A 24873-nucleotide genomic window follows, 5' to 3' on the forward strand; every position below is an offset into this window, starting at 1 on the left:
TTACTGAGAGTAGAGGTTGTGGTTGATGTATTGGGAAGATGCCATGGAGTACTTCCCCTATAAGCCACGTAGATTTCAGAGGGAGGCTATAGTCTCCATAAGGTCGGCAGTGGAGGAAGGCAGGGGGTTCTGTCTCCACGCCCCAACTGGATTTGGGAAGACACCAGTGGTCCTCGCGGCATTGCTTCCGATAATAGAGGAGATGGATGGAGCCATTATATGGGCTGTCAGGACTGGGAACGAGACAGACAGACCCATAGAGGAGCTGAAACTGATTAGCAGGAGGAAGTCCGTTTTCGGCCTCTCCTTCAGGGGTAAGAGGGACATGTGTCCCCTCGCTAGAGATCTAGGAGTCACCAGCTACGAGGGAGTGGGGACCCTCTGCAGGATGAGGAGGGACAAGTGCCCCTACCACAGGAACCTGAAGAGGTTAAAGGGCGAGGAAGTAGTCCCCCCTCCTAATCCCCTCACGTTCTCTGAGACTTTCGAACTCGCGAGGGAGATGAAGGTATGCCCCTACTTCCTCCAGATTGCCTTTCTAGAGTACTCCCACGTTATCTCACTCAGCTACAACTACGTCCTCTCTCCCTTGGGATGGGTCATCAGGCACAAGGTACCCTTCAGGGAGTCCGTACTCGTCGTCGATGAGGCCCATAACATAGAGAGGGCCGCAATGGAGTTGAATAGCAAGAGTGTGACCTCGACAACCGTGGAGAGGGCCCTGAAGGAGGTTAAGAGGCACGATCCGGATGACGAGACCGGTTTAGGAGAGAAGCTCTCCTCAACCCTCACATTCATGTCCCAAGTAGCGGTCTCGGAGGACGGAGTGTTCGACCTGGATTCCTTTCTCGGGGAGACGGATCTGGGTCCGGACGACATAAAGGCCATGTACGCGATAGCGGAGGAGGTGTATCGGGACCAGATGAGGAGAAGCAAGGAACCGCGCTCCTACCTCAACTCCATGGCGGAGTTCCTCATCGTGGCCTTGGAGAAGAGAGGGCAGGAGGGAGTAGCTTACCTCTACTCCAAGGAGAGGTCGGGTATTAAGCTGGAGGTGTGGGACATGAGGACCAAGGAGTCCTTGGCCCCGGTATGGAATGACTTCTACAGCGTCGTCTTCATGTCAGGCACGCTCGAGCCAATAGACGCATTCGCCGAAACCGCGGGCGTCGAGAATTGCGCCAGGATGAGCATACCCTCGATGGCCGATCCTGAGAAAGTGAGGAGCCTTATAGTGAGCGGAGTGAGCACCAAGGGAGAGGAACTCTCGGCTGAGATGGTCAGGAGGTACCTCAGAGTCGTAGACGCGTTTCTATCGCTCCCAGGAAACTTAGCTATATTCACGGCCAGCTACAGGATTCAAGAGGAGGTACTCCCCGGAATAAAGGAGCTCGCAGAGGACCACGGGAGGCACATGTTCGTAGAGAGGAGGGATATGCCCGGTGATGAGGCGAGCTGGATACTCAGGGAGTTCAAGTCTCTACCTAAACTAGGGAAGGAAGGCCTTCTGGTGGCGCCTGCCGGGGGTAGATTCGCGGAGGGAGCCGATTTCCCCGGAGAGGAGTTGGAGGGGGTGATGCTCTTGGGAATACCATTCGACCGCCTCACCACAAAGACCAGACTCTTCATCGAGTACAATCAGAGGATCTACGGGAAGAAGAGGGGAAGATACCTGTCATACGTGGTTCCGGCCCTCAGAAGAGCTTCCCAAGCGTTGGGAAGGGTCATCAGATCGGAAGAGGACGAAGGAATCTTCGTTCTGGCGGATGAAAGATATATGAGGCGCACTTACTTCAAACTACTCCCGGACTTCGTCAAACAAAATGTGAGCTTGGCCAGGTGGGATGAGATAAAACCCCCATACTGAGGTCGAACATGGAAACTCTAGGGAAGGATCGATCGTGGTCCTCTCCCATCCTGAGACTGCTTGTATTATCTGGATCGAACTCAAAAGTTATTATTGCGGGCAGCCGTAACCTTGGATGCTCGGAACCATCATTAACACGGTCACTGTGCTGGTTGGATCGTCTGCTGGTCTCCTCCTAGGTAAGAGGATGGGAGATTCGGGGAAGGAGACGGTATTTCAGGTCGTAGGTCTTTTCACGTTCTATCTAGGGACAAGCATGGCGCTGGAAACGAGGAACCCCATTGGTCTGATCTTGGGGCTGCTTACAGGAACTCTGCTCGGTGAAAGTCTCGGACTGGAGGAGATCTTGGAGGGTGCGGCGGAGCGCCTGAGACAAAGGATAGGAGGGGACTCAAACTTCGTGGAAGGACTCATGACAGCTTTCCTCACGTTTTGCGTAGGTCCCATGACTATTATCGGCTCCATAAGGGATGGAATGGGCGATCCATCCATAATAATGGCCAAATCCGTGATGGACGGCTTCGCCTCCATGGCCTACGCGACAGCCCTCGGTCCTGGTGTAGTGTTCTCCTCCATCCCGCTCTTCCTGTTCCAAGGGTCTCTGTCCATCGTGGGCTCTCTAATAGGCGCTTCTCTCCCCGAAGCGGCCGTAGGTGATCTTACCGGAGCCGGTGGGGTGATATTACTGGGATTGGCTCTCAACCTCCTCAAGGTCAGGAGGATAAAGATGGGAAACATGCTCCCCAGTCTTCTAATGGCTCCACTGATCTCTATCCTCTGGTCCGGCCTTCTCATTCCTACTCCCTAATTCTCGCCCTCCTATTCGTGATCCTCCTCTTAATGACTCTTCCCAAGGCGAACCATGCTTCTTCTATCTCCTCACAGCTCTCACATACGGCCGCCACAGCCGGACCTGTACCGGACAGGCCCGCTCCCAATGCTCCGAGTCTCACCGCCTCCAGAGCTGGAGAAGGGTCGTAACCTAACAGTAGTGAGTAAAGTAGGCCGTTCAGCGTCATGGCATCCCATATCCTTCTCGGGAGAAGAGAGAATATGGAATCAACAGTCCCAGCGTAGGACCTCAGGAGATCCGTGTCGACCTCGATAGTGGACTTTGGAGCGTGACTCTCGGGCAGGAGCACTAGAACTTCCATCTCTTTTATGGGAGCCCTCATGACCAGCTCATCCCTCGAGTTATCGGTCATAACGAATCCTCCCAGCATGGAAGCGGCCGCGTCATCTAGAGCACCGGTGATGGTAACTCCCGCCGACCTAGCAGCTTTAACTGAAATTTTCAAGGCCTCAAAGAGGTCCCTCCTGCCGTGAAGAGCCATGACGGATAGTACAACAGCGTTGGCCACGGCACTACTGCTCTTCAAACCCCAGCCCGCTGGGATCTCCGAGTCCACCCGAACCCTTACCCCATCACCACCCACCTCTTTCAGGGCTAGAAGTGCTGCTTCCCTGACGAGAGGGTCCCCGGGTTCCACCTCCAATTCGTTGGAAGGTTCGGCTCGAGCCCTCACTTCGAAATCAATCGAGATAGCTGCCCCCTTCCAGCTGGCTATCGCATTAACGACGGTTATAGCTCCATTCACCCGAACCTCAACCATTTCCACCACCTAGGAGAGACTCAGCCACCTCCATCATCAGATTCTCATCTGGATCGATGCCGAACCATATCCTCTCAGCCTCGGCCGCCTGTCTCACGAGCATGGGGAGACCACCGACAGCCTTGCAACCCCTCCTCTTGGCCTCCCTCACAAGTACAGTCTCAGGAGGGTTGTACACGAGATCGAACACGTAACAACTCGGCTTCAAGTAGCCGGGATCCAATGGAATCCCCTCACCTAGCGTGCCTAGAGGGGTGGCGTTGATCAGGAGGTCAGCTTTTTCAGCGACTCGAGATCTCTCTTCCCATTCCACGGCCACAGCATCGAACCCAAGCTTATCGCATAGAGGGAGGACCCTCTTCACCCGCTCGATCCTCCTAGAGGTTACGTAGACCCTTTCAACCCTTCCAGAAAGCCCCACGAGGACGGAACGGGCGGCGCCACCGGCACCTAGAAGCAGCGCGTTCTCAATGCTGCGTATCCCTAGAATTTCTAGGCTATGGAGGACGCCGCTGACATCCGTGTTATAGCCCAATGCCTTCTCCTCGAATCTTATCGTGTTCACAGCACCTACTAGTTTGGCCTCATCGCTCAACCAGTCAACGGAGTCGTGAGCCATCTCCTTATACGGGATCGTCACATTACAGCCAACGGTCCCCAGAGCCCTCAACCCATCCAAGGCCTTAGGGAAATCGAGCACATCGAAGGCCAAGTAGATGGCATTTATCCCCATCCTCTCATAGGAGGCGTTGTGGATGGCCGGTGAGATCGAGTGGTGCACCGGATGCCCGAGAAGGCATGTGAGCCTCGTACTCGAGTCTATCCTCATCCCATCATAGAATCCGTCCCTCCTTTTAAGGGATGAGTGCGTCCCTGCCAGCAGATGAGAAGACTTAATTCCTCAACTCACTCACTGGCTGGGTGTCTATGAGGACCTCCCACGTGGGCAGCTACCCCTTGGACCACTCCCCGGATAATCTGAGAAGGGCGTTCCTCGACACGGTAGATGCAGGAATTACTGTCCCACCAGTTCCCCAGCTCAGACCTTTCACGGACATGTACTTGGAACCTTTGGCGGAGATGGGTCAACTCGAGCCCATAGGGGGCGGCAAGTATAGGCCCATCGACCTTCACGGCGAGCCTGAACTACCCAAGTTGGATGAGGTAGAATGGTTCCTCGAACTTGCCAACGAGATGAACTTCGACTTGTCCACAGTCAGGCTCCCCCTAACGGGCCCCTTCACACTGGCGAGCAGGGTAGAGGTAGGGGATGGCGGGGTCTTTAACTCACTCTTGGCGGACAAGAAAGCTCTATTCGACTTCTTCGTCCCCTACGTGTCAAAGATAGCCGAGAGAATGGATTCCGTTGGGTTCGGATACATCTTCGTCGATGAGCCGGTCATAGGGCTCTTGGTGGGGAGGAGGATCCTCTTCGATTACAGGGAGGAGGACATAATAGAATCATATGAGCGGGTCTTCTCCAGCGTAAAGGCCGAGAAAGGCACCCATATATGCGGGAAATTATCTCCCAAGCTCTCGGAATTGCTGATGAAGGTTCCCGTGAGGTATCTGAGCCACGAGTTCTTCGACTCCAGATCTAATCTCGAGAGGTTCTCCCGACAGAAGCTGGAGGATGCTGACAAGGTTATCTCCCCCGGTGTGGTGAGCGCGCAGAGCATGGAGGTGGAGAGGAGAGAGGTGGTAAGCGGGCTCCTCAAGGAGTTGATGGAGAGGTTCGGGGCTGAGAGAATAGACTTGATCAGCGGGGATTGTGGGTTCGGTGGATTGAAGGCCGCTGGACCCCGAGCGTATGAAGTGGCCATAAGTAAGCTCAGAGTAATAGTGGAGGTGGTCACATCCCTACAGAGCGAGTGCGGGTGAAGATCCTACCCGCTGGCGTGGAGGTCGAGGCGGACAAGGGCGAGCTACTATCCGATATACTCAGCAGAACCGTATCATTCCCCCTGCCGTGTGGAGGCGCTGGGTACTGCGGAGGATGCGCCGTGAGAGTGCTCGAGGGAAAGGTGACCCCTCCTACTAGGGAAGAGCGACTGACCGGTGTGATAGAGAGGGAGATGAGGCTAGCTTGCAGGACTAAAGTGATGGGGAATGTAGCTGTCGAGGTCCCCAGAATAGCCCCTGTGGCCACAGTCTCGGGAATGATGCCCCGATTCGAGCTGAGCCCTCTGATCAGGAAATCCGGACTTGGAGATATGGCCCTCCCCAGATCTCTCCCTCAACCCTCATTCAGCTTCAAAGGAATCGCCTTCCGCTCCGGAGGGGGAGAAATCGGACTTGCGGTGGATCTTGGGACTACCAACATATCCGGATCGCTGCTCGACCTGAGGAACGGGAGACCTCTGGTCGAGGGTTTCGTGAGGAACCCCCAAGTGTCGAGGGGAGCTGATGTGATCACTAGGATGGAGAAGGCCTTGGAAGGTGAGAGGGAGGCGTTGAGGAACATGGCGATTCAAGGCATAGAGGATCTGTCCTCGAAACTCTGCAAAGCTGTAGATGTCAGGGAGGAGGATGTATCCATAGTCTCGGTAGTCGGAAACTCGGTGATGCATGCTCTCCTTCTTGGATTGCCCGTCGATTCCCTATCTGCAGCGCCGTTCGAGCCCCCCCTCAAGATGTGGGTCTCAGGGCCAGCGGATGAGGCCGGATTTGAGAGGCTCTCCGAGAGCTGGCTCTTGGTTCCCCCGCCCTTGGCAGGCTTCGTTGGCTCCGACGCCTTATCCGACCTTGTAGTTGCGGAGATGCTTGAGCTGGAGAGGCCCTACCTCCTGATCGACTTGGGAACGAACACGGAGGTGATGCTAGTGACGGACGATGTGCTGGCGACCAGCGCACCAGCAGGCTCTGCCTTTGAATCTAACGTCCCGTCGGGGGTGGGTGGCGTTCGGGGGACAATAAACAGGGTGAGAATCACCGAGGAGGGAATCGAGGTGGAGGTAGAGGGTAGACCCGTGGGCCTGAGCGGCTCAGGACTCATCTCAGCCGTGGCTGAGATGCTGAGATGGGGTCTCCTCTCAGAGAACGGGAGGATGTCTAGGGAGCTTGGGGGGAAGCTCAGGCTAGTGGACTCCCCGAGGATAGAGGTGACGCAGAGGGATGTGAGAGAGGTCCAGAAGGCGGTGGCTGCGGTGTACTCGGCTTGGAGGATCCTCATGCGGAGGAAAGGCTTGAGCCATGAGGACTTAAAAGGGGTCTACCTCGCCGGTACCTTCGGGAGTCACGTGGATCCGTCGGATGCCATCGAGATAGGCCTCATCCCACCAGTTGATCCGGAAACGGTAGTCTCCCTAGGTAACACAGCGTTATCAGGGGCTAAACTCTTAATACTGAGTGAGGATGCGTTCACTAAGTTCAACGAGCTGTACTCCATGGTCACTTATGTGGATCTGGCCAGAGACCCTGAATTTAGTGAAGCCTTCATAGAGGGAACGTACCTGAGGGGGCCCCCTCCTGATCCTTCATCCGGCAGCCTTTAATAGTTCCGGGGCGGAACTAAGTTCCGGGGGGGGACTGATGCTATTCGACCTGAGGCCCAAGAAATCTAGGAAAGACCTCTTCGATAGGGAATGGGAGCTAGAGGAGCTGGAAAGAGCCTCTGGCAGATATCCTCTCATCCTACTACTGGGTATTAGGAGGATAGGTAAGACCAGTGTGGCTTGGTGCTTCTTAGAGGGGAAGAGGGGATTCTTAGTTGACATGAGAGGTGTCGTCCGGCGGGCTGATCTCTACGAGAGGGTGGCTAGGGGACTTGAGGAATCATTAAGCAAGATGAGAAGGTTCCTGAGGGGTATAAGGGGCATTAAGATAGCAGGCGCTGAGGTTGAGATCCAGTGGAGAGGAATGGATTCCCTGAGCCTCGCAGGTCTTCTGACAGAATTGAACAAGCTGGACGAGTTCGTTGTGATCTTGGACGAGGTCCAGCATCTGAGGCAACCCCTCATGTCCGAGGTGAGGGAGATGATAGCCTACGCCTACGACAATCTGGACAATGTGACCCTCATCCTCACGGGCTCGGAGATAGGCATGCTCAGAAGGTTCCTCAGACTCGAAGATCCATCTTCCCCCCTCTATGGGAGGTACGCATATGAGGTCGAGGTGAGAAGGTTCACCAAGGAGCAATCTAAGGAGTTCTTGGTGAGGGGATTCAGAGAAGTAGGAATGGAACCGCCGATGGAGGAAGTGGAGAAGGCCGTGGAATTCTTCGACGGGATAGTGGGGTGGCTCGTCATTTTCGGTAAATCCTACTCAGAGGGTAAAGGGGGCTTCGAGGCCATAGCGGAGATGGCCATTGGGATGGCCATCACCGAATTGATGAAACTCGATCCTAGGGAGAAACTCGTCCTCAAGGCCGTTGCCAGGGGGGCGAGGGGCTGGAGCCAAGTAAGAGAGCTGATAGAGGAGAAGGAAGGAGCCGTAATACCTAAATCCTCCCTGTCCAGAACAATCAAGAGGCTGGAGAGGCTAAGCCTCATCAAGGACTATGAGTTCTTGGATCCCGTTTACGAGAAGGCTGCACTGAGACTGTAGCTCCTACTCCATGATGTGCGGAGCGAATCGCACTTTAACTTAAATTAGTTGGATAGCCCCCTAGAGCAATGCCAGCGAGCTCCAAGGAGTTCTTCCTATTGGCTGATGGTTCTCCGGATGACGTGATCAGGAAAGCTAGTGAGATGGGCTTTAAGATAGTTGCTCTATCCTCGGGAGCTAAGGAGAAGGTCAAAGACCTCGTGGATCCGGCGCACATCGTGAGAGTTGAGGAGTGGCCCTCTAAGGGAGAGATCACCCTAGTGAGGATAAAGGGGCCCGAAGACATGTCGGTGGTCGAGGAGACAGCCTCTACAGGCAAGGTGCTTATAGATAGCGAGGGGTGGAAGATAATCCCCCTAGAGAACCTGATAGCTAGTCTGGGGGGAGGCGACAGGATATACGCGATTGCTGAAACATTGGATGAGGCCAGATCCCTGCTGGGAGTGCTGGAAGTGGGAATAAAAGGCGTTGTGATGCCGCTGAAGGATCCCAGCGAGTTGAAAGACGTAAGGAGAATGTTGGAGGAAGCCTCTCCCCTTCAACTGGTCGTGGCCGAGGTCACAGAGGTCAAAGAGGTCGGGATGGGAGATAGAGTTTGCGTGGATACCACATCAATCCTCTCCAAGGGCGAAGGGATGCTTGTAGGGGGGTCAGCCTCCTTCTTCCTGCTGGTCCACAGTGAGAACGTAGAATCCCCGTTCACCTCACCTAGAGAATTCAGGGTGAACGCGGGAGCGGTCTCCAACTACATCTTGGTGCCCGGCGGTAGGACCAAGTACCTGTCGGAGGTCAAGTCCGGGACTGAAGTGCTTGCCGTCACGAAGGACGGTAAGAGGAGGGCGGTGAGCGTCGGAAGGGCCAAGGTGGAGAGGAGGCCCTTGGTGCTGGTGCGAGCTAGGTCTCAGGATGCCGAGGGATGGGCAGTGCTGCAGCTTGCTGAAACGGTACCCCTCATGAAACCTGACGGGACCCCCATACCGGTCAGTGAGGTGAAGCCAGGGGATCAGGTCTTAGCGTACGTGGAGGAGAAGAAGGCGAGGCACTTTGGGATGGCAGTGAACGAGTTCATAGAAGAGAGGTAAAGAGAAACGAGGGGCTTAAGAGGAGCTGACTAGATTAACACCGCTCAGGGCTCTATCCCGAACTTAGGAGCTATTTCCTGTCTGAAGTAGTCTATCGCGAAGACAACCGAGTTGAACTCGCTGGCGAAAATTTCTTTGTTCATTCCCGAGACAGGAATGGTCTTGCTGGATCCCAAGTTGCCCTCCTCATCCACATCGTACCTTACTTCCGCTAGCGTATAGTGGGCGTTGAGCAGGGCCCTGTAGAACTCCGCGCTTTCCGGTACCTTCTCACTCTCCAGTATGGTGGTCCTTATAGCCACCCAGTCGTCACCTACGAGGACGAACACCCAGTACTCACCGTCCCCGACCTTCCAGAGGGAGGCTATGACACCCCCCTCCTTCTGATACTTCACACCCATTCCGTTGAGGAATTCCTCTATCTGAGATTCCACTTCTACAGACAGAAGATCACCACTATGACCCACAGTGAGCAATAATAAGTATGCCTATACTGTCGGGGCGATAGAGATGCTCGTGGCAGTGGGCTCGACCAATCCCGTGAAGATCGAAGCAGTTAGGAGGGCCTTCTCCTCGGTCTGGGAGGTCAAAGTGAGGGGCGTGGAAGTGAACAGCGGTGTCTCTCCAGAGCCAATAGGTCAGGAGGCCATTATAGGTGCAATGAACAGAGCTAGAAAAGCGATGGCCACTCTGAACGCGGATTTCGGCGTGGGCATAGAGGGAGGCGTCTTTCACTTGGGTGGCCGGTACTACTGCGCCGGCTTCGTCTGGGTGGAGAGGAAGGATGGCGCTTACGGCACAGGCACCAGCGGGTGGTTCGAATGCCCAAAGAGTTTCACAGCTAGCTTGCTCACCGGAGTGGAGCTCGGGGACCTCATGGCAAGGATAAGCGGGAAGGCCGAGATAAAGAGGGAGGAGGGGGCGATAGGCTACTTCACCAGGGGCGTGGTGAGCAGGACCGATCTGTACACACACGGCGTGCTGATGGCCCTAGCGAAGTTCATCGCAGGTGACAGGTGGCCGGGATGATAGCATGATGATCGTGGCTCTCTTAGGAGGTAGGAGGGATCTACTCTATAAACCGCTGGTTAACATGCTGGCCAGCTCCGGATACAGGGTCGCTGCGGCCGTTCAGCTGAGGAAGGTCGAACTCGCCAAGGAGATGAGGGAGCTGGCTGAAGCAGGAGCCGGTCTGATAGTGGCACATTCAACCAACAGGGTGGTCCTATCGACGACGTACGTGCCAGACGCCTTGGATGAGATCAGCAAGATGGTGGGCTGCCTTGCACCTGTGGATCCCGATGTCCTCATCCTACTCGGATTCCAGAAGTTGGTGCGAGACGATGAGAGGGTTCTAAAAGCCTTAGCTGTTTGGAGCACCAAGGAAGCCGAGTCCCTACTTGCCGAGATCGCCCCTCCAGTAGTAGGAGTGTACTCCGAGAGAAGGGACTATCTTGGGGGGTACTCCACACCGGATGAGCTGGCAAATGCTATAGTAGAGGAGGGAATGAGGAGGAGGCTCATCCAGCCTAGAGTGAGGAAGGCCTGAGCACCGAGCAGGGGAACCCCCTTGATGAGGATCCATATAATCTTTCACAGCATTCGTTCTCCATTGGGCCTCGCTGCTACTCAAGTGGAGACCGGATCCGCTTCCATTCACAGCCTGTCTAGTTGCGTCCCTCTTCCCAGATCTGGATTACTACTTGAGGAGCCTCCCCATAGTTGAGCATAGGAAGACCCTCCGCAACATTTGGGCCCTATTGATCACGATGTATATGCTCCACCTGTACAGGCTCTCGGATTCGGTAACTAGGTCCGGTGTTGACGTGCTTCTCCTAGGCAGGAGGGCGAAAGGCCCTTAAAAACGGGCGGATTGGTAGATGGACTTCTATTCTACTCCATCATGGCCTTCTTCGCCGCAGTCGCCTTCAGACTTTTCCCACAACTGCAAACCTTAAGTATTTTGAGCTAGGGGGTTGTATGATAAACCATGCTGGAACTCTACTTGGAGGTGACCGAGGTCAGGAAGACTCCCTCTGGGATAGTCCTCTCCCTCAGCAGGCCTCGAGGCGTGGAGGAGGTCCCACCTCCGGAGAGCGAGGAGGAGGCTATGATGTTCCAGGTAGTCAGGGCCATGGAGAAGTACATGAAAATCCCCCTGCCCATGGGCCAAGTGCAGATGCCCACCGTTACAATAACCCTCACGATAGACGAGTACGAGACTCTCGGCAGACCTACCGTAGGAGATATGTTGAAGCTCACCATGAAGAAAGGGGAGGTCAGGACATTCTCCCCGGACAGCGGCATGGAGTACTGATTAAAGGGAACTGTTTTAACGGATCACCGTCCAATCTAATCGATGTCGATAGAGGAAGCTATAACCGTAAGCAAAAAGGGTAGGAGGGAGATTAGGACAATCGTTTCTAGGGGAAGGTTCGCTCTGATAGAGTACAGGGATCCGATAACCAAGGAGAGAACGGAGGACAAGTACAAACTGGTCCTCTACCACGACGACGGAAGAGTAGATGAGTACTTCGTAATCCCAACTAGGACGCCACACCGTCAACTCCTGATAGAGCCCAAGGAGAAGAAAGGTATGAAGCTGAAGGTTTGGAACCCCAAGACGAATCAAATCGAGGACATGTTTCCCGAGTAAAAATAGAGAATTAGGAGGGAGCGAGCACCTCCAGCAGCAACCAAGCAACGTCTATTATGTCTCTCATCGTGATCATGCCGATAGGCTTGCCTTCCCCGTCCACCACCGGTAGGTGCTTAATGTCAGCATCTCTCATCTTCTTCATGGCATCGATCACCAGATCGCTGGGCGAGATGGTTATTGGATTCTCGGTCATGAGCATATGAATTGGAAGTCCCTTCCCCACCTTGCCCTCAGCCACGGCGAACCTCAGATCCCTGTCGGTGAATATGCCCACAAGCTTACCGTCCTTATCCACGACCATCACGCTGCTGATCCTGTTGTCGTCCATCACCTTGGCGGCCTGCTCTATAGGGGTTTCCTTATCCACCGTTATGGGAGGGGTGCTCATCACATCCTCCACCCTCAGGGGGAGGTGCCTCTTTCTCCTCAAGAGCGGCAATATCCCACCTCCGCTAGAAATACTCTGTTCATAGCTAAAATCTTTTACAAACCGGGGGGCGGTCATGAGATGACCTCTCCCACGTTATCGGGGATCCGGTAACCCCTCAGCTCAGAGGAGGACCTCCTCACATCTTCCGATTTGAGTTTGTCGATGAACTTCTTTATAGAGGGTTTCTTGAACGATTCTTTCCGTACGACGAAATCGTAACTCTCCCACATGACCCGCAGGAATCCCAAACCGAAAGATTCCGCCACCTCCCTTATGCCGAACCCAACGTCAGCCTCACCCTTGACTATTTTCTTGGCCACTCCCACGTGAGTTCTGACCTGAACATTGTATCCCTTCACGAACTTAGACAGGTCGGTCTCCTCGAGACCCATCCTCCTCATCTCCATTATCAATATCCTGTCTGCCAGCAACCTAGTGGCTGATCCGGGAGACATGTTGATGTACCTTAACCCCCTCTTTATGATGTCAGATATGCACTCCAGTCCTGCATCCTTCCTGAACATGATCCCTAGCTCCCTGTCGTACCCCCTGATTAATGCCACCGTTTTTGACAGCCAGAACCTGCCTATGAACGGTTTGTTGAAGTCACCACTTTCGGGGTCGTAAAGGTGAACGGCCGCTATGTCTGCCTCGCCCGTGATGAGTTTAGCTATTCCTCCGAGAGAACCGCTCCATGTGAGATCTATTCTATCCCTGAGGGTTTCCACGACCTTTTCCAACAGAGGATCGTACCCTCCAGCTAAGGTGGACTCCTTCCTAGGTTCCGTCCTGCCTTCGATTAGATTCTCCATGTAGAGGTTGAGGAGCTCCTTTCCTACATCTGTCAGGACTGCGCCGCCACCCTTCGATCCTCCTCGCCTCACTGATATTAGCTTCTCCCCCAACAGTTCCTCTACCCTATTGATTTTGCTCCAGACCCAAGAATAGGATATACCTTGGGATCTAGCGGCAGCGAGAAGGGATCCCCTCCTCTCGACCTCTTCGAGTATCTTGGCGAGTCTCGCATCCAAAATTACATGTCCTCTATATAGCAGCATCACATCTTTGCGAACCCTTATCTCCCTCAGCTTCTTTCTCAGTTCCGTTTCCATCATTATTCGGGACAGCCTACAGGGATTTCTAATAATTCTAGTGGTGAGGATAATGACACGCGTGAAACACTATTCACGCTACCAATAACCACGGGATCTCTAAGCTAGGGACGACTGCTCCTAGAATTCGTACGTTCGAGTCTATCTAGGAGATCCTCAAACCTCAGCACGGGAGGATCGGCGGGGAAGATCATCCTAGAAACTGAAGGGACCAGTGGAGGCCTTATCCCAATCTCACGAAGCTCTTCCACTCTCACCAGCAGGTCGGAAGCTAAGCCACTCATGACCAGCTCGCCATTCTTCAGAATGTGGACTGTATCGGAGATCTCGGCGGCCATGTCGGAGTTCTGGGAACTGATTACTACGATTCTATTCCTCTCCTTGAAGAGCTTTATAAGCTCGAGGAGATGCTCCGTTCCTTCTGCATCGAGAGAAGACCAAGGTTCATCCAGAAGAAGGACCTCGGGATCGTGGGCGAGGAGCCCCGCTAAGATCACCTTGGCGGCCTGTCCCCTGCTCAATCTCAGTGGAGATCTGGACGCTAGGTCCTCTATCCCGAAGTACCGGAGGGCCTCCTCGACCCTGCTCATCACCTCTCCCTCATCCAATCCAAGCTGCTTGGGCGCCAGAGCTACATCCTCCCACACAGTTGGAGCTAGGAGCTGATCTCTAGGATCTTGAAACAGTATTCCGCAGTGTTTTCTGAACCAATTTCCTAGGGGCTTTCCATAGAAGGTCACCCCCCCTTCGGTTGGAGTCAGGAGGCCAGCCATCAAGAGGAGCAGAGTGGTCTTTCCCGAGCCGTTAGGTCCCATAACGAATGCTATCTCTCCCGACCTGACCTCTAAGTTCACATCCCTTAGAGCAGGCGTTCCGTCTGGATAGGAGTAGCTGACATTCCTAAGGGAGAGTATCACAGGACCCACCTCGCGCAGGACAGGGACATAGACAGGAGGAATACCAACATCAGAATGATATCCCTCTTCTCAAGGGAACTATCGGGTATGGAGTTCCATGTTCTCGATCTCTTGGCCAAGGAGATGGAGAAAGCTCTCTCCCTCCCGCGGTTGAGCAGTTCAGAGGCCGCGAGTGATATAACCTCATACCTCATGGAAGGACTCTCATCGAAGTTCCTAGATCCCTTTGCAATTATCAGCCAGCCTATATTCCTCAAGTAGTACGAGATCTGCCCGAGCATTATGTCTAAAGATTCGGGGAGCTGGGGAGCTATCAATGCAAGCCCCTCAAATATCGACTTGGTACCGAAGAGGGTCGCGGAAGCTTCTAGGACTAGTAGACTGGACAGGACCCTGAGAGGCGTCATTAGGGGGTCTAGGGACCCGGACAGGTACACCTTGGGGAGCATTATCACCGAGGTGAAGATCGCCCACATCATCGAGATCTTCAGGAACCTCGTCCACGCGCGGCCAACGAACCAGAATCCCCATAGGGTGGATACAATGGAGAGGTACGCGAGCTGGATCGCATCGGAGGAGAATGAGGGGATGGACACCAGAAAAACGGTTATGAGGAGGGATAGAATTGGGGAGACGTGTGCCTTTCCTATAAGCAGTTCGAAGGAGGTTACCCAGTCTCCCAGCCCCCTCGTCAAATCGGTGAAGGTCTTTTCCAACCACATCAATCTCTTCTACCCCTCAGCAAGGCGGGCAGGAGGAGGACCCCTACACCAACAAACCCCGATATCACATATCCTATCACATCCGGTACGCCAGGTACCGTGTAGTCCGGGAAGATCCCCGTCCAGATAGGTTCACTCTCGCCAAGTCCGATCAGTTCCGCGGCTACATCCAGTGGCTCATGGTATCCTACAATCTCTGCCCCGATTACCCCGAAGATGGGGCTCACGAGGACCAATATAAGTATCAAGAGATAGGATCTGCTCACTTACCGATCACCTCCACCCGGCTGACGATGAACCCAGTGGCCACCCCCTCCACCAGTCCTAGGAGGAGGTGCCAAGTCCCCATAACGGGAACGGTCACGCTCAGCGGATAGCCGAACTGAGGAGAGAGCCCTATCTCCACCCCACAGACGACGGCAGCTGCGGCTATGGCCAGCCAACCCGCGAGGAAACCGGCTACGAATTTCTTCCCACCAGATATGCGCATCACCATCCTGTAAATGAGGTAGCCTAGGAATACATCCACCACGGCCATGTTGAATGCGTTCGCGCCCAGCGCGGTGATCCCCCCATCACCCATGAGGATGCACTGGACAAGTAGGTTCATGAACATGGCCAAACATCCACCGAATGGGCCCAATAGAATGCCAGCAAGAGCTCCTCCCACTAGGTGCGCGGAGGTTCCTCCGGGTATCGGCCAGTTCAGCATCTGGGCAGCGAAGATGCCTGCTGCCATCACCGATAAGTAGTAGATATCACCTCCCTCATTGAAATACCTCCTTCCCGAGTACGCGACCACAAGTAGGGAGATGATGTAGAAGGACAGGGCTACTAGGGGGCTCAGGAATCCGTCAGGTATGTGCACGGCGCATCCCCCGTACAGCTCCAAGGATCACTCATAAGTATTACTAAACGGATGTTATAGTGTTACTTTAAGGTTGAGAGAACTCTTCCCTGAGCCCCCTGAGCAGCTCATCACCACCGTACTTTGCCCATATGAGACACGTACCCTCCGATGAGACCATGCAGGGACCATAAGGCCTCTCAGGAGTGCATATTTTCTTGAATAGAGGACAATCGGTGGGTTTGGCCATGCCTAGAGTGACCTCAGCACACCTGCACCCGGGTGGGAGGTCCTCCATCCACCTCTCCTCAGATAGCTCTGGTATACCGTACTTGAGTAGAGCATCGTACCTCTTGTAAGCATCCTTCAATTGGAGGCCGCTATCGGGAACAAAGCCTATCCCCCTCCATCCAGCGTCGACCACCTCGCAGGTAGATTTCATGACCTCCTTAGCCCTCAGGTTCCCTTCCCACCTAACCACTCTCGAGTACTCGTTGACCAACTCAGCGCGACCTTCCCTTATCTGCCTCAATATCTCCAGTATAGAGAGGAGCACATCCACCGGCTCAAAACCTGACACTACAACTGGAATTCCGTAGTCCTTGGCCACGAACTCCCACTCTGATGCACCAGTTATGGCCGAAACATGCCCGGGAGCTATTATCCCCCTTATAGGCGATTGAGGATAGTTCTCTAGGACGTACTTGGTTATGGGCGGGGTCAGCCTATGGACGATGATGAAGCTCAGGTTATCCGGAATAACTCCTCTGTGGATGGGGCCTAAAGTAGCAGGAGCTGTGGTCTCGAAACCGACGGCGAGGAAAACGGATTCCTTACCGTCTCCAGACAGCTTTATTGCATCAGTCACACTGTAAACTATTTTAACGTCAGCTCCCTCCGATCTAGCCTCCTCTAAGTTCTTAGGAGCGCCTCTAGAGCTTCCCGGTAACCTGTATACGTCTCCGAATGTGAAAACCCTCACTCCCTCCATGGCAAACTTGACGGCGATGTCCACATAGTATCCCGGTGTGATGCAAACCGGGCATCCGGGGCCAGCGACGAGCTCAACGTTCTGGGGCATCAGGGACCTTATACCGTAATGGGTGATGGTCCACTCGTGAGTTCCGCAGAAGTCCATTATCTTAACATGATCTTCCAGCTCGCTAGCTATCTTGGCAATCTCACCCACGATCAATCGGGAGATCTTAGGATCCCTATAGGGGCTGGAGATCTCCATCATCCATCACCCAATTGAGCTGCAACCTGACCCAAGGCGATTCCACCATCACCTGGAGGTACCTTAGAGTTCAGAACGAGTTGAACTCCCTCCCTACCAAGCGCATCTTCTATACCCCTGATCAGTAAGGTGTTGACGGCCGCCCCTCCGGATACCATCACTATCTCGGAATCCGTCCTATTCAGAGCTCTAAGGGCAACCTCACCTAAGGCCCTTCCTAGCAGGTAAATCGATGTGTACGCCAGATCCCTCCTGCTTCCATCCTCGTTGTAGAGGATCCGCTTCAGAAGCTCGCTGGTGTCCACTACACCTCCTTCCACGGGGATATCCAAGTTCCGAACGAGAGATCCCTTTTCAGCGAAGGCCTCGAGTTTCATTGCTGGCTCTCCCTCATAAGTCCTCTCAAAGCAAACTCCAAGCAGAGCCGACACAGAATCCAAGACCCTCCCGACGCTCGATATGAGAGGAGCCTTGGAACACTGTCTCAGTGCCAATTCCACCTCCATCTCTCCACCAGGAAGCTTATCCATCAAGTGTTTTTCTCTCAGGACCTCCCGTATCTCTGACTCAGAGAGGAACGTGCTCAACATTCCTACCAGCATCCTGACCGGGTACTTGGAAGCCCTGTCTCCTCCGGGCATGGGCTGGGGTCTGAGATGTCCGATCCTCCTATATCCTTCATAGCTCGCAACGAGAACCTCTCCCCCCCAAAGCGTACCGTCATCTCCGTAACCCAGCCCATCGATCGCTATCCCTACGACCTCCTCTCCAGGTCTGACCCTCATCTCGGACATCACAGAGGTTATATGAGCATGATGATGCTGCACGAGCTTGAGTTCGGACCGGTAGAGGTTAGCCCATCTCTCAGCCAACTTTCTCGTGGTGTAGCTGGGATGCATATCCGCTACCAGTATCGCCTCCTCCGGATCTATCCCGTAAATTCCCGTGAAGAACCTGAGCATCCTCTCTAGAAACTCTAGGTTCTCCAATTCATCTGTATCCCCTATGTACTGGGTGAGCACAACTTTATCGGAGAATCCCACGGCACCGCTGGTCTGCAACTCGGCCCCGAACGCTATGACAGGCCGATCCAGCTGAGAGGGAAGCCTTATCCAAGCGGGAGCGTACCCCCTTCCCCTCCTCAGCATGGTTACCCTTCCGGCCGTGAACCTGACGACGCTATCGTCCACCCTGTTAACTATGCGCCTGTTGTGATGCAGGAAGTAATCAGCAATGCCCCTCAACCGCTTCCTAGCGCACTCGATTGTGGTGCACATTGGTTTATTGTGCTCGTTTCCGCTCGTCATCACCAAGATCTTGTCTCTCGTGCTATTGAGCAACATGTGGTGGAGAGGTGTGTAGGGGAGCATCACACCTATCGTCGCCAGTCCGGGAGCCACCTGTTCCGATATGAGGCTTCCTTTTTTCTTGGGAACAAGTAAGATAGGCCTCTCCGGACTTGTGAGGATACTCTCAGCGATTCGATCTAGGTAAAAGTGTGAGCGAGCGATATTCAAGTCTAGAGCCATGAGAGCGAAGGGCTTCTCCTTCCGCCTCTTCCTCCTCCTGAGTTCCGAAACAGTATCGTCGTCCGTGGCTAGGCAAGCGATGTGATAGCCCCCCAACCCCTTTATTGCAACTATCCCTCCCTCGTCTATGATCCTTGCAGCCTCTTCTATGGGATCCTCCGCTTCTATCCTTCTCCCATCGGAGTCCTCAAGCCAGAGGCCTGGACCGCATCGCGGGCACGAGATTCCCTGAGCGTGGAACCTTCTCAGGTTGGAAGGATCCCCGTACTCCTCCCTACAATCATTGCATAGTGGGAAATCAACCATTGTAGTGTTGTGTCTATCGTAGGGCACGTCCATCATCATGGAGAACCTAGGGCCGCACCAGGCGCAGCTGTTGAAGGCGTACCTGTAGTGCCTATCCGTGGGATCGTACACTTCCTCAAGGCAATGGTCACAAACAGCTATGTCTGGAGGTATCATTGAGTAAACGTGCTTCTCCTCACCACTTGGAAGTATGCGGAAATCCGAGTAGCCAGCAGGAGGGACTACTCTGAACTCCAACTCTTCTATCTTGGCTGGAGGCGGTTTCTCAACGAATATAAGCTTGAGAAAGTCAGCAATGCTCTCATAACTGCCCTCAATGAAAATCTCCACCTCGCTCCCACCCATGTTCCTTATATGGCCCATCAACCCTGTTCTCGTAGCGATCCTGTATATGAAAGGCCTGAAACCGACTCCTTGCACTATGCCACTCACTCTGAGCATCGCAGCAGTCCGTGAACCCCTCGAATGCACCAAGGAGGTAACCCCAGTGGAATCTAATAAGCGGGACGACGGCTTCCTAGCAGGACCATTTTTACAAATATTTGAATGAATAACGGTGAATTACCTCAGTTAATCTTGAAATATGTTGCCGTTATACATTATATTAAATTTTTTGATTTTTTTAATCTTTTAATTTGAACCCCACGTTAAGTATCAAAATAAGTGAATATAACGTCCTATTCTCCCAATTCGCCTTTTTTATCTTAAAATACAATCATATTTCCAGACTTATAGCTGAACATTTAACAAAATTTATAGGTATACCGGTTCACTACTACAGTGGCGCACATGTACATGCGAGGTGTTTTTGGGATGAAGCATCGAGAGGGAGGTTCACTAGCTTCTATCTCCCTTACTAGAAGGGACTTTCTGAAACTCTCTGCAGCCGCTTCACTACTTTTAGCAGACTTTCAGAAACTCCAAAAGGCAGCTGCTGAGACGCTTAAACAGGGATCCGTTAATCTGATCTGGTTTGAGTCCCAGGACTGCGCTGGTAACACGATCTCGATGATTGAGGGTAGCGCTCCCGATCTGATACAAGTGCTGGTCGGGGAGAACCCAGCGATAGGTCCCGGGAAGGTCAGAGTAGTGTTCCATGAGACCATAATGCCCGAGTGGGGTGAAGCAGCTATAGAATATCTCCACAAGGCAGAAGCCGGGGAACTCGATCCCTACGTGCTCGTCTTGGAGGGTTCCTTCCCGGATGAGGACGCCGCCGCTAAGACGGGTGGCTGGTGGTTCGTTCTTGGGGAGGAGGACGGGAGACCCATCACGGGGAATGAATGGGTCAGACGCCTCCTCAAGAGGGCTGTGGCCGTGGTCGCAGTAGGCAATTGCGCGTGTTACGGCGGCATCGTCGCCAGTCAGGTGCTGGATAGCACCAGCTATTCCGCCGATGGGTGGAGCCCCACGGGAGCTTTCGGTTTCTTTGATGATCCGCTTAAGGGAATAAAGGGGGCGGTGAGCAGGTGGCCAGAAGCTAGGCCCTTCTTAAACTTCATAGAGGGAAAGGGCAAGCTTGAGGTATCTCCTACCGGGGAGGCGAGACCTGCCGTTGCCATCCCCGGATGCCCAGCTAATGGCAACGCGATACTCAGGGTGCTGGGACACTTGATCCTCGCGGTTGACGGCCTGCTCCCCTTGCCAGAGCTGGACGAGTACTGGAGGCCCGTTTACATATTTGGGAGGACCACGCACGAGCAATGTCCTAGGGCAGGCTTCTATGCTGCCGGAGACTTCAGGGAGAACCCTGGAGACAACGATTTCAAGTGTCTCTTCCAAGTGGGATGCAAGGGACCGGTGAGCAACTGCCCGTGGAACAGAGTTGGATGGATAGACGGGATCGGTGGCCCTACCAGAACGGGAGGCGTCTGCATTGGATGCACCATGCCAGGGTTCCCAGACAGGTTCGAACCCTTCTACAAACCTCTGCAGGCTCCCTCCATGCCTGACACAGTAACTCTGACCGGCATAACCGCTGGAGCTGCTGCGGTGGGGCTGGCTGCTGGCTACATAATGAGCGAACCGGCTAGGAAGGGTGGAAAGGGGGAGAAAGAGGGGGGAGGTGGTTAGATGGGGGAGAGGACCATATTCATAGACCCCATAACTAGGATTGAGGGTCATCTGGGTTTGAATGCTGTGGTCGATACAGCCACCAAGGTGGTGAAGGAAGCTTGGGCCTTTTCCGCTATGTTCAGGGGGTTCGAGGTCTTCCTCAGGGGCAGGGAGCCGCCAGATGCGGTTCACCTGACCAGCAGGATATGCGGGGTCTGCGCGGCTTCTCACGCCAACGCGTCGGTGAGGGCCAACGACATGGCGCTTGGGGCTGTGCCCAAGCCCTTCGGCGTGGTGATCAGGAACCTCGCTTGGGCTGCCACAGACCACATGTACGACCACCCGACTCACCTGAACATACTGGCTGGTCCCGACTACAGCGGGATGGTAGTTTCCAAGTTGACGCCCTCCGTTTACGAGGAGGCCAAGGCCACGAAGGCCGAGAACTCCGACATACACGGTTTCTCCACTATTGCTGACCTGCTGGATGGCCTGAATCCCCTCCAAGGGAAGATCTACATCCTTGCTTTGAAGATGCAGAGGATAGCCAGGCAAGCTGGAGTCCTATTTTATGGCACCCACCCGCACCCGAGAACCCTCATTCCTGGAGGCATAGGGGCTACCGTTACTACCGAGAACCTGATCGAGTACTCTTACCGCCTTACCAAGCTCACAGCGTGGGTCAAGATGGTAGTTGCGGTCTGGGAGGATATAGCGAACTTCTACAACTCCATAGGGTACGAGAAGCAGGGAATGACCTATGAGAAGCCCAACCTCCTCAGCGTCGGAATATTCGAGGATCCAGAGGTCTACTCGTCACTTGGAGAGAGCCCGGACGAGATATACGCTAATATAGATGAGGCCGGAAGGAAGAGGTTCATAAAACCGGGTCTCATACTGGACGGAGAGCTAGTCACGGACAAGCTGACCGACATGAACTTGGGCACGATCGAGCTGGTTGATAGGGGCTTCTACAAGGACTGGGACACGACCTTCGTGGACAAGGATCCGATGGGCAATCCAGTCGTCTGGGGCAACGCCGAACTGGCGAAGTACCACCCGTGGAACAAGACCACTATCCCCAACCCGAAGGCTCAGGACTGGCAGTCCAAGTACACTTGGACCGGGACGGTCAGGTTCGTCTGGAGGGGGAATATCTACCCGATAGAGGTCGGTCCCATTGCTAGGATGTGGGCTCACGCCCTCCACAACGGCGGGAAGGTCAAGATAGAACTCCCACGCACGAACGGCGTTCTCGAGCTGCCCTCGGGCACTTGGGATGCTATCACCTTTGAGTGGAACCTTCCGAAGGTCGGTGCCTCCACGACCATAGAGAGGATGAGGGCTAGGGCCTACAACGTCGCCCTCGATGTGGCAGCAGCATGGCACAACCTCCTGATGGGCTTAGAGCTAGCTAAGGCCGGTAAGACAGAGACGTCAAGGCCTTGGAAGAAGCCCTCGTTCTCCGTGGCCTTCGGATTCGACGAGGCACCGAGGGGAAGCGTGAGGCACTGGATGGTCGTGGAGAACTATAGGATAAAGAACTACCAGATACACGCTCCCACGACGGCGAACCTATCACCCAAGGGCAGGTGGGGCAAGACCGGACCCTACGAGGAGTCGGTGATAGGTACCGCAATAACTGAGGAAGTACCCGAGGATCAGTGGACCGGATTAGACTTGGTCAGGGCCATAAGGAGCTTCGACCCGTGCATAGCGTGCTCAGTGCACGTATTCGTTGGAAACAGGAGAATAGAGAAGCTCATCACCCCCGTCTGCAGCGTATGAGGGGGTAGGAATGGGACTCTATGAGTTCGCGGTCTACGATATGTTCGTACCGACCGTAGCTATCTTCGCGTTCGGCATGGTCTACAGACTATCTAGGTACGTGTTCCTATACAAGAGGGCAGCTCAGCCGATGTGGAGGAAGACATCCATATCTCACAAGATCTATCTGCTCATAGACGCCTTCGTACACGCGATAGTGGCCGCAATAAAGAGATCTAAGGTGACCTTCGTCTCTGGAATCTTCCTCTTACACTTCTTTGGAGTCATTCCAATCCTCTTCCTGCTCTCCCATCACATCGTCTGGTGGTCCTACTACTTCCCGCCGTACAGCATCCTGAATCCCCTCGCGATACCCACGAGCGCAACCTCCTCGGCCCTGACGGTCACTGCACCGTTCTCGCCTGTGACGGGGATGTCCCATGGCTTCGTCAACACCATTTGGGGCCCGTTGACTGTGGTACTCAACGGGGACGTCTTGGCGATCTTGGCAATTATAGGGACGACCTTCAAGCTATTGGAGAAGATACCCGAGAAGTTCAAGGAGAAGCTCGCTAGGGTGAGGCTGGGGGACTTCGTCGCCCTCCTGCTCCTGCTGGCCATATTGATAAGCGGGTACATGGCGACCCATCACCTCCCCTCTGGAGATATAGAGACCTACAAGTTCATGCTGGGCCTGCACATCCTCACCGCCGAGATCCTCGTGTTACTGCTGCCATTCACAAAGTTCTTCCACTTCGTGTTCAGCTTCTGGTACGGGAAGCTCCACGAGGCTTATGATCTGTGGAGGAGAGGGTTATGATAGAGGGAATTGAGAAGGCCATTGATACTGTGCTCTCCGATCTGGACTCGGTCACGTTACACTTCTTGGAGTCATGTGTCTCCTGCGGCATCTGCGCACCGTTCTGTCCCTACACAATAGCTGGCCCGATTTATGAGCCAGCGGACAAGGCGGAGGAGATGAGGTATATATACAGGAAGAAGATGACGATAGCTGGCAAGGTCCTAGGTCCTCTAGTGGGGGCTAAGTACCCCAAAGACGAGAAGGACTTGGATAGAATGATTAACATGGCCTACAGATGCGTCAACTGCAGGTACTGCTACCAGACCTGCGCCTTCGGGATATACAGCGGCAAACTGGTCATAATGCTGAGGAGGATCCTTGACAAGGTGGGCAGGACCCCCTCAACCCTCAAGTACCTCCAGTCCATCGAGCTCTCTGATAGTGTACTGATCAATGATAAGGTCAGAGAGAAGTGGGAGGGAATATTGAAGGAGGCTAAGGAGGCGATAGGAAAGGATCTTCCCCTCGATAAGCAGGGGGCTGAGATAGTCTATCTCCCGTGGCTCGTGGAGGCTTTACTCACCCCTGAAGTGATAGTTTCCACGATAAAAATCTTGGACATGGTCGGCGAGAACTGGACCATGCCCTCCGAGCCCCTCGGATTCGAACCCCCGATGGGCGTGATCGTAGGGGACAGGGAGTCCGAGAGGAAGGTGTTCAGGAGGATCAACTCCTACATGGCTAAGGTGAGTGGGAAGAAGGCGCTCATATCACATGGTGGGACGCCGTACATGGAAATGAGGTTCGAAATGCCCTTCGTGATGAATGAGAGGCCTTCTTACGATGTGATCCATGTGACCGAGTACCTAGCTGACCTGTACGAGAAGGGGAAGATCAGGATAAGAAGGGAGGAGAACGGAAAGGTGACGTGGCACGATCCTTGCAAGCTGGCTAGGGGAAGTGGTGTGGTAGAGCAGCCTAGGATATTGGTCAAGGCGTCCACCTCGAACTACGAGGACCTGCCCCGTGGCACGGGAATGTACTCACACTGCTGTGGAGGTGGCACGGGCATCGCCCTCATAACTTGCGATGGTAGGAAGCTGGTGGAAGAGTTCACAGGGGAGAAGATAAAACCGGCTGAATGGGAGGAGAGATTCTGTCCTCCACTTGAGGAGGACTACAAGAAGGCCATAAAGCAGAAGGTAGACGAGATCTCCGAGATAAACGCCAACATCGTGGTTACCGGGTGCTCGACCTGCATATACAACATAAACAAGGGAGCGACCCTTTACGACAGGGACTTCCAGGCCGTTCACATCGTTCAGTACCTCCTAGATAAAATCGAGGTGACCTGACCCCCCTCCCCCCATTTTTAGTGATCTG

At 54.1% G+C, this 24873-nt stretch carries 25 protein-coding genes; 14 read left to right on the plus strand and 11 right to left on the minus strand.

The annotated features are described in order from the left end of the window. Nucleotides 1-25 precede the first annotated feature (25 nt). Nucleotides 26-1867 carry a helicase C-terminal domain-containing protein gene (locus QI197_02580; protein ID MDK2372244.1) on the plus strand — a complete coding sequence of 614 codons (1842 nt, stop codon included), beginning with the start codon at nucleotides 26-28 and terminating at the stop codon, nucleotides 1865-1867. 115 nt (nucleotides 1868-1982) lie between these two features. Continuing rightward, complete coding sequence (locus QI197_02585; GenBank protein ID MDK2372245.1) at nucleotides 1983-2675, plus strand: DUF554 domain-containing protein; 693 nt, start codon at nucleotides 1983-1985, stop codon at nucleotides 2673-2675. Here the strand turns inward: QI197_02585 and QI197_02590 are convergent. Both QI197_02590 and aroE read right to left on the minus strand, forming a co-directional pair. Continuing rightward, complete coding sequence (locus QI197_02590; protein MDK2372246.1) at nucleotides 2665-3480, minus strand: shikimate kinase; 816 nt, start codon at nucleotides 3478-3480, stop codon at nucleotides 2665-2667. The genes QI197_02585 and QI197_02590 overlap by 11 nt on opposite strands. Further along, nucleotides 3473-4309: a shikimate dehydrogenase gene (aroE, locus tag QI197_02595; protein MDK2372247.1), complete on the minus strand. Its 837-nt coding sequence runs from the start codon at nucleotides 4307-4309 to the stop codon at nucleotides 3473-3475. Before aroE ends, QI197_02590 begins: the two co-directional genes overlap by 8 nt. 98 nt (nucleotides 4310-4407) lie before the next feature. Between aroE and QI197_02600 the strand changes: the two genes are divergently transcribed. The 4 genes from QI197_02600 (at nucleotide 4408) to QI197_02615 (ending at nucleotide 9107) form a co-directional block, all read left to right on the plus strand. Further along, the gene (locus QI197_02600; GenBank protein MDK2372248.1) at nucleotides 4408-5361 is read left to right on the plus strand and encodes a methionine synthase; all 954 of its coding nucleotides are present in this window, start codon (nucleotides 4408-4410) and stop codon (nucleotides 5359-5361) included. Beyond that, on the plus strand, nucleotides 5352-6974 hold the full coding sequence (locus tag QI197_02605; protein ID MDK2372249.1) for an ASKHA domain-containing protein: 1623 nt from the start codon (nucleotides 5352-5354) through the stop codon (nucleotides 6972-6974). The genes QI197_02600 and QI197_02605 overlap by 10 nt, the downstream gene beginning before the upstream one ends. A 37-nt stretch (nucleotides 6975-7011) precedes the next feature. After that, nucleotides 7012-8025: an ATP-binding protein gene (locus QI197_02610; GenBank protein MDK2372250.1), complete on the plus strand. Its 1014-nt coding sequence runs from the start codon at nucleotides 7012-7014 to the stop codon at nucleotides 8023-8025. Nucleotides 8026-8123: 98 nt separating this feature from the next. After that, nucleotides 8124-9107, plus strand: a complete 984-nt coding sequence (locus tag QI197_02615) for a 3-dehydroquinate synthase II (GenBank protein MDK2372251.1) — start codon at nucleotides 8124-8126, stop codon at nucleotides 9105-9107. Nucleotides 9108-9151: 44 nt separating this feature from the next. Here the strand turns inward: QI197_02615 and QI197_02620 are convergent, their stop codons facing one another. Continuing rightward, nucleotides 9152-9541 carry a hypothetical protein gene (locus tag QI197_02620; protein MDK2372252.1) on the minus strand — a complete coding sequence of 130 codons (390 nt, stop codon included), beginning with the start codon at nucleotides 9539-9541 and terminating at the stop codon, nucleotides 9152-9154. Nucleotides 9542-9575: 34 nt separating this feature from the next. Here QI197_02620 and yjjX point away from each other — a divergent pair, with 34 nt between their 5' ends. The 4 genes from yjjX to QI197_02640 all read left to right on the plus strand — a co-directional run bounded on the left by yjjX (nucleotide 9576) and on the right by QI197_02640 (nucleotide 11763). Next, nucleotides 9576-10136: an inosine/xanthosine triphosphatase gene (gene yjjX / locus QI197_02625; GenBank protein ID MDK2372253.1), complete on the plus strand. Its 561-nt coding sequence runs from the start codon at nucleotides 9576-9578 to the stop codon at nucleotides 10134-10136. A gap of 4 nt (nucleotides 10137-10140) precedes the next feature. Next, the gene (locus QI197_02630) at nucleotides 10141-10656 is read left to right on the plus strand and encodes a hypothetical protein (GenBank protein MDK2372254.1); all 516 of its coding nucleotides are present in this window, start codon (nucleotides 10141-10143) and stop codon (nucleotides 10654-10656) included. A gap of 441 nt (nucleotides 10657-11097) precedes the next feature. Continuing rightward, a complete protein-coding gene (locus QI197_02635) occupies nucleotides 11098-11424 on the plus strand; it encodes an arcadin 1 (GenBank protein MDK2372255.1) in 327 nt (108 codons plus the stop codon). A gap of 42 nt (nucleotides 11425-11466) precedes the next feature. Beyond that, complete coding sequence (locus QI197_02640; protein MDK2372256.1) at nucleotides 11467-11763, plus strand: hypothetical protein; 297 nt, start codon at nucleotides 11467-11469, stop codon at nucleotides 11761-11763. Between the two features lie 10 nt (nucleotides 11764-11773). Here QI197_02640 and QI197_02645 read toward each other — a convergent pair whose 3' ends face one another. The 8 genes from QI197_02645 to hypF all read right to left on the minus strand — a co-directional run bounded on the left by QI197_02645 (nucleotide 11774) and on the right by hypF (nucleotide 19307). After that, the gene (locus QI197_02645; protein ID MDK2372257.1) at nucleotides 11774-12205 is read right to left on the minus strand and encodes a CBS domain-containing protein; all 432 of its coding nucleotides are present in this window, start codon (nucleotides 12203-12205) and stop codon (nucleotides 11774-11776) included. Nucleotides 12206-12267: 62 nt separating this feature from the next. Then, the gene (locus QI197_02650) at nucleotides 12268-13308 is read right to left on the minus strand and encodes a substrate-binding domain-containing protein (GenBank protein ID MDK2372258.1); all 1041 of its coding nucleotides are present in this window, start codon (nucleotides 13306-13308) and stop codon (nucleotides 12268-12270) included. Between the two features lie 104 nt (nucleotides 13309-13412). After that, nucleotides 13413-14225 (minus strand): ABC transporter ATP-binding protein, encoded by an 813-nt coding sequence (locus QI197_02655; protein MDK2372259.1) that lies wholly within the window; start codon nucleotides 14223-14225, stop codon nucleotides 13413-13415. Next, nucleotides 14222-14947 carry a hypothetical protein gene (locus QI197_02660; protein ID MDK2372260.1) on the minus strand — a complete coding sequence of 242 codons (726 nt, stop codon included), beginning with the start codon at nucleotides 14945-14947 and terminating at the stop codon, nucleotides 14222-14224. Before QI197_02660 ends, QI197_02655 begins: the two co-directional genes overlap by 4 nt. Beyond that, nucleotides 14947-15213 (minus strand): PDGLE domain-containing protein, encoded by a 267-nt coding sequence (locus tag QI197_02665; GenBank protein MDK2372261.1) that lies wholly within the window; start codon nucleotides 15211-15213, stop codon nucleotides 14947-14949. The genes QI197_02660 and QI197_02665 overlap by 1 nt, the downstream gene beginning before the upstream one ends. Next, a complete protein-coding gene (locus QI197_02670) occupies nucleotides 15210-15839 on the minus strand; it encodes an energy-coupling factor ABC transporter permease (protein MDK2372262.1) in 630 nt (209 codons plus the stop codon). The genes QI197_02665 and QI197_02670 overlap by 4 nt, the downstream gene beginning before the upstream one ends. A 43-nt stretch (nucleotides 15840-15882) precedes the next feature. Beyond that, nucleotides 15883-17034 carry a hydrogenase formation protein HypD gene (gene hypD, locus QI197_02675; protein MDK2372263.1) on the minus strand — a complete coding sequence of 384 codons (1152 nt, stop codon included), beginning with the start codon at nucleotides 17032-17034 and terminating at the stop codon, nucleotides 15883-15885. Further along, complete coding sequence (gene hypF / locus QI197_02680) at nucleotides 17031-19307, minus strand: carbamoyltransferase HypF (protein MDK2372264.1); 2277 nt, start codon at nucleotides 19305-19307, stop codon at nucleotides 17031-17033. Before hypF ends, hypD begins: the two co-directional genes overlap by 4 nt. Before the next feature lie 372 nt (nucleotides 19308-19679). Here hypF and QI197_02685 point away from each other — a divergent pair, with 372 nt between their 5' ends. Genes QI197_02685 through QI197_02700 form a run of 4 tightly spaced genes read left to right on the plus strand, consistent with a single transcriptional unit; the run spans nucleotide 19680 to nucleotide 24845 of the window. Beyond that, the gene (locus tag QI197_02685; GenBank protein MDK2372265.1) at nucleotides 19680-20939 is read left to right on the plus strand and encodes a twin-arginine translocation signal domain-containing protein; all 1260 of its coding nucleotides are present in this window, start codon (nucleotides 19680-19682) and stop codon (nucleotides 20937-20939) included. Continuing rightward, a complete protein-coding gene (locus QI197_02690; GenBank protein ID MDK2372266.1) occupies nucleotides 20940-22709 on the plus strand; it encodes a nickel-dependent hydrogenase large subunit in 1770 nt (589 codons plus the stop codon). A 10-nt stretch (nucleotides 22710-22719) separates the two neighbouring features. Next, a complete protein-coding gene (locus QI197_02695) occupies nucleotides 22720-23508 on the plus strand; it encodes a hypothetical protein (protein MDK2372267.1) in 789 nt (262 codons plus the stop codon). Continuing rightward, entirely contained in the window at nucleotides 23505-24845 is a 1341-nt protein-coding gene (locus QI197_02700; protein MDK2372268.1) for a (Fe-S)-binding protein, read from the plus strand. The genes QI197_02695 and QI197_02700 overlap by 4 nt, the downstream gene beginning before the upstream one ends. Nucleotides 24846-24873 lie beyond the last annotated feature (28 nt).

The organism is Thermoproteota archaeon (assembly GCA_030130125.1).
GTDB lineage: Archaea > Korarchaeota > Korarchaeia > Korarchaeales > Korarchaeaceae > Korarchaeum.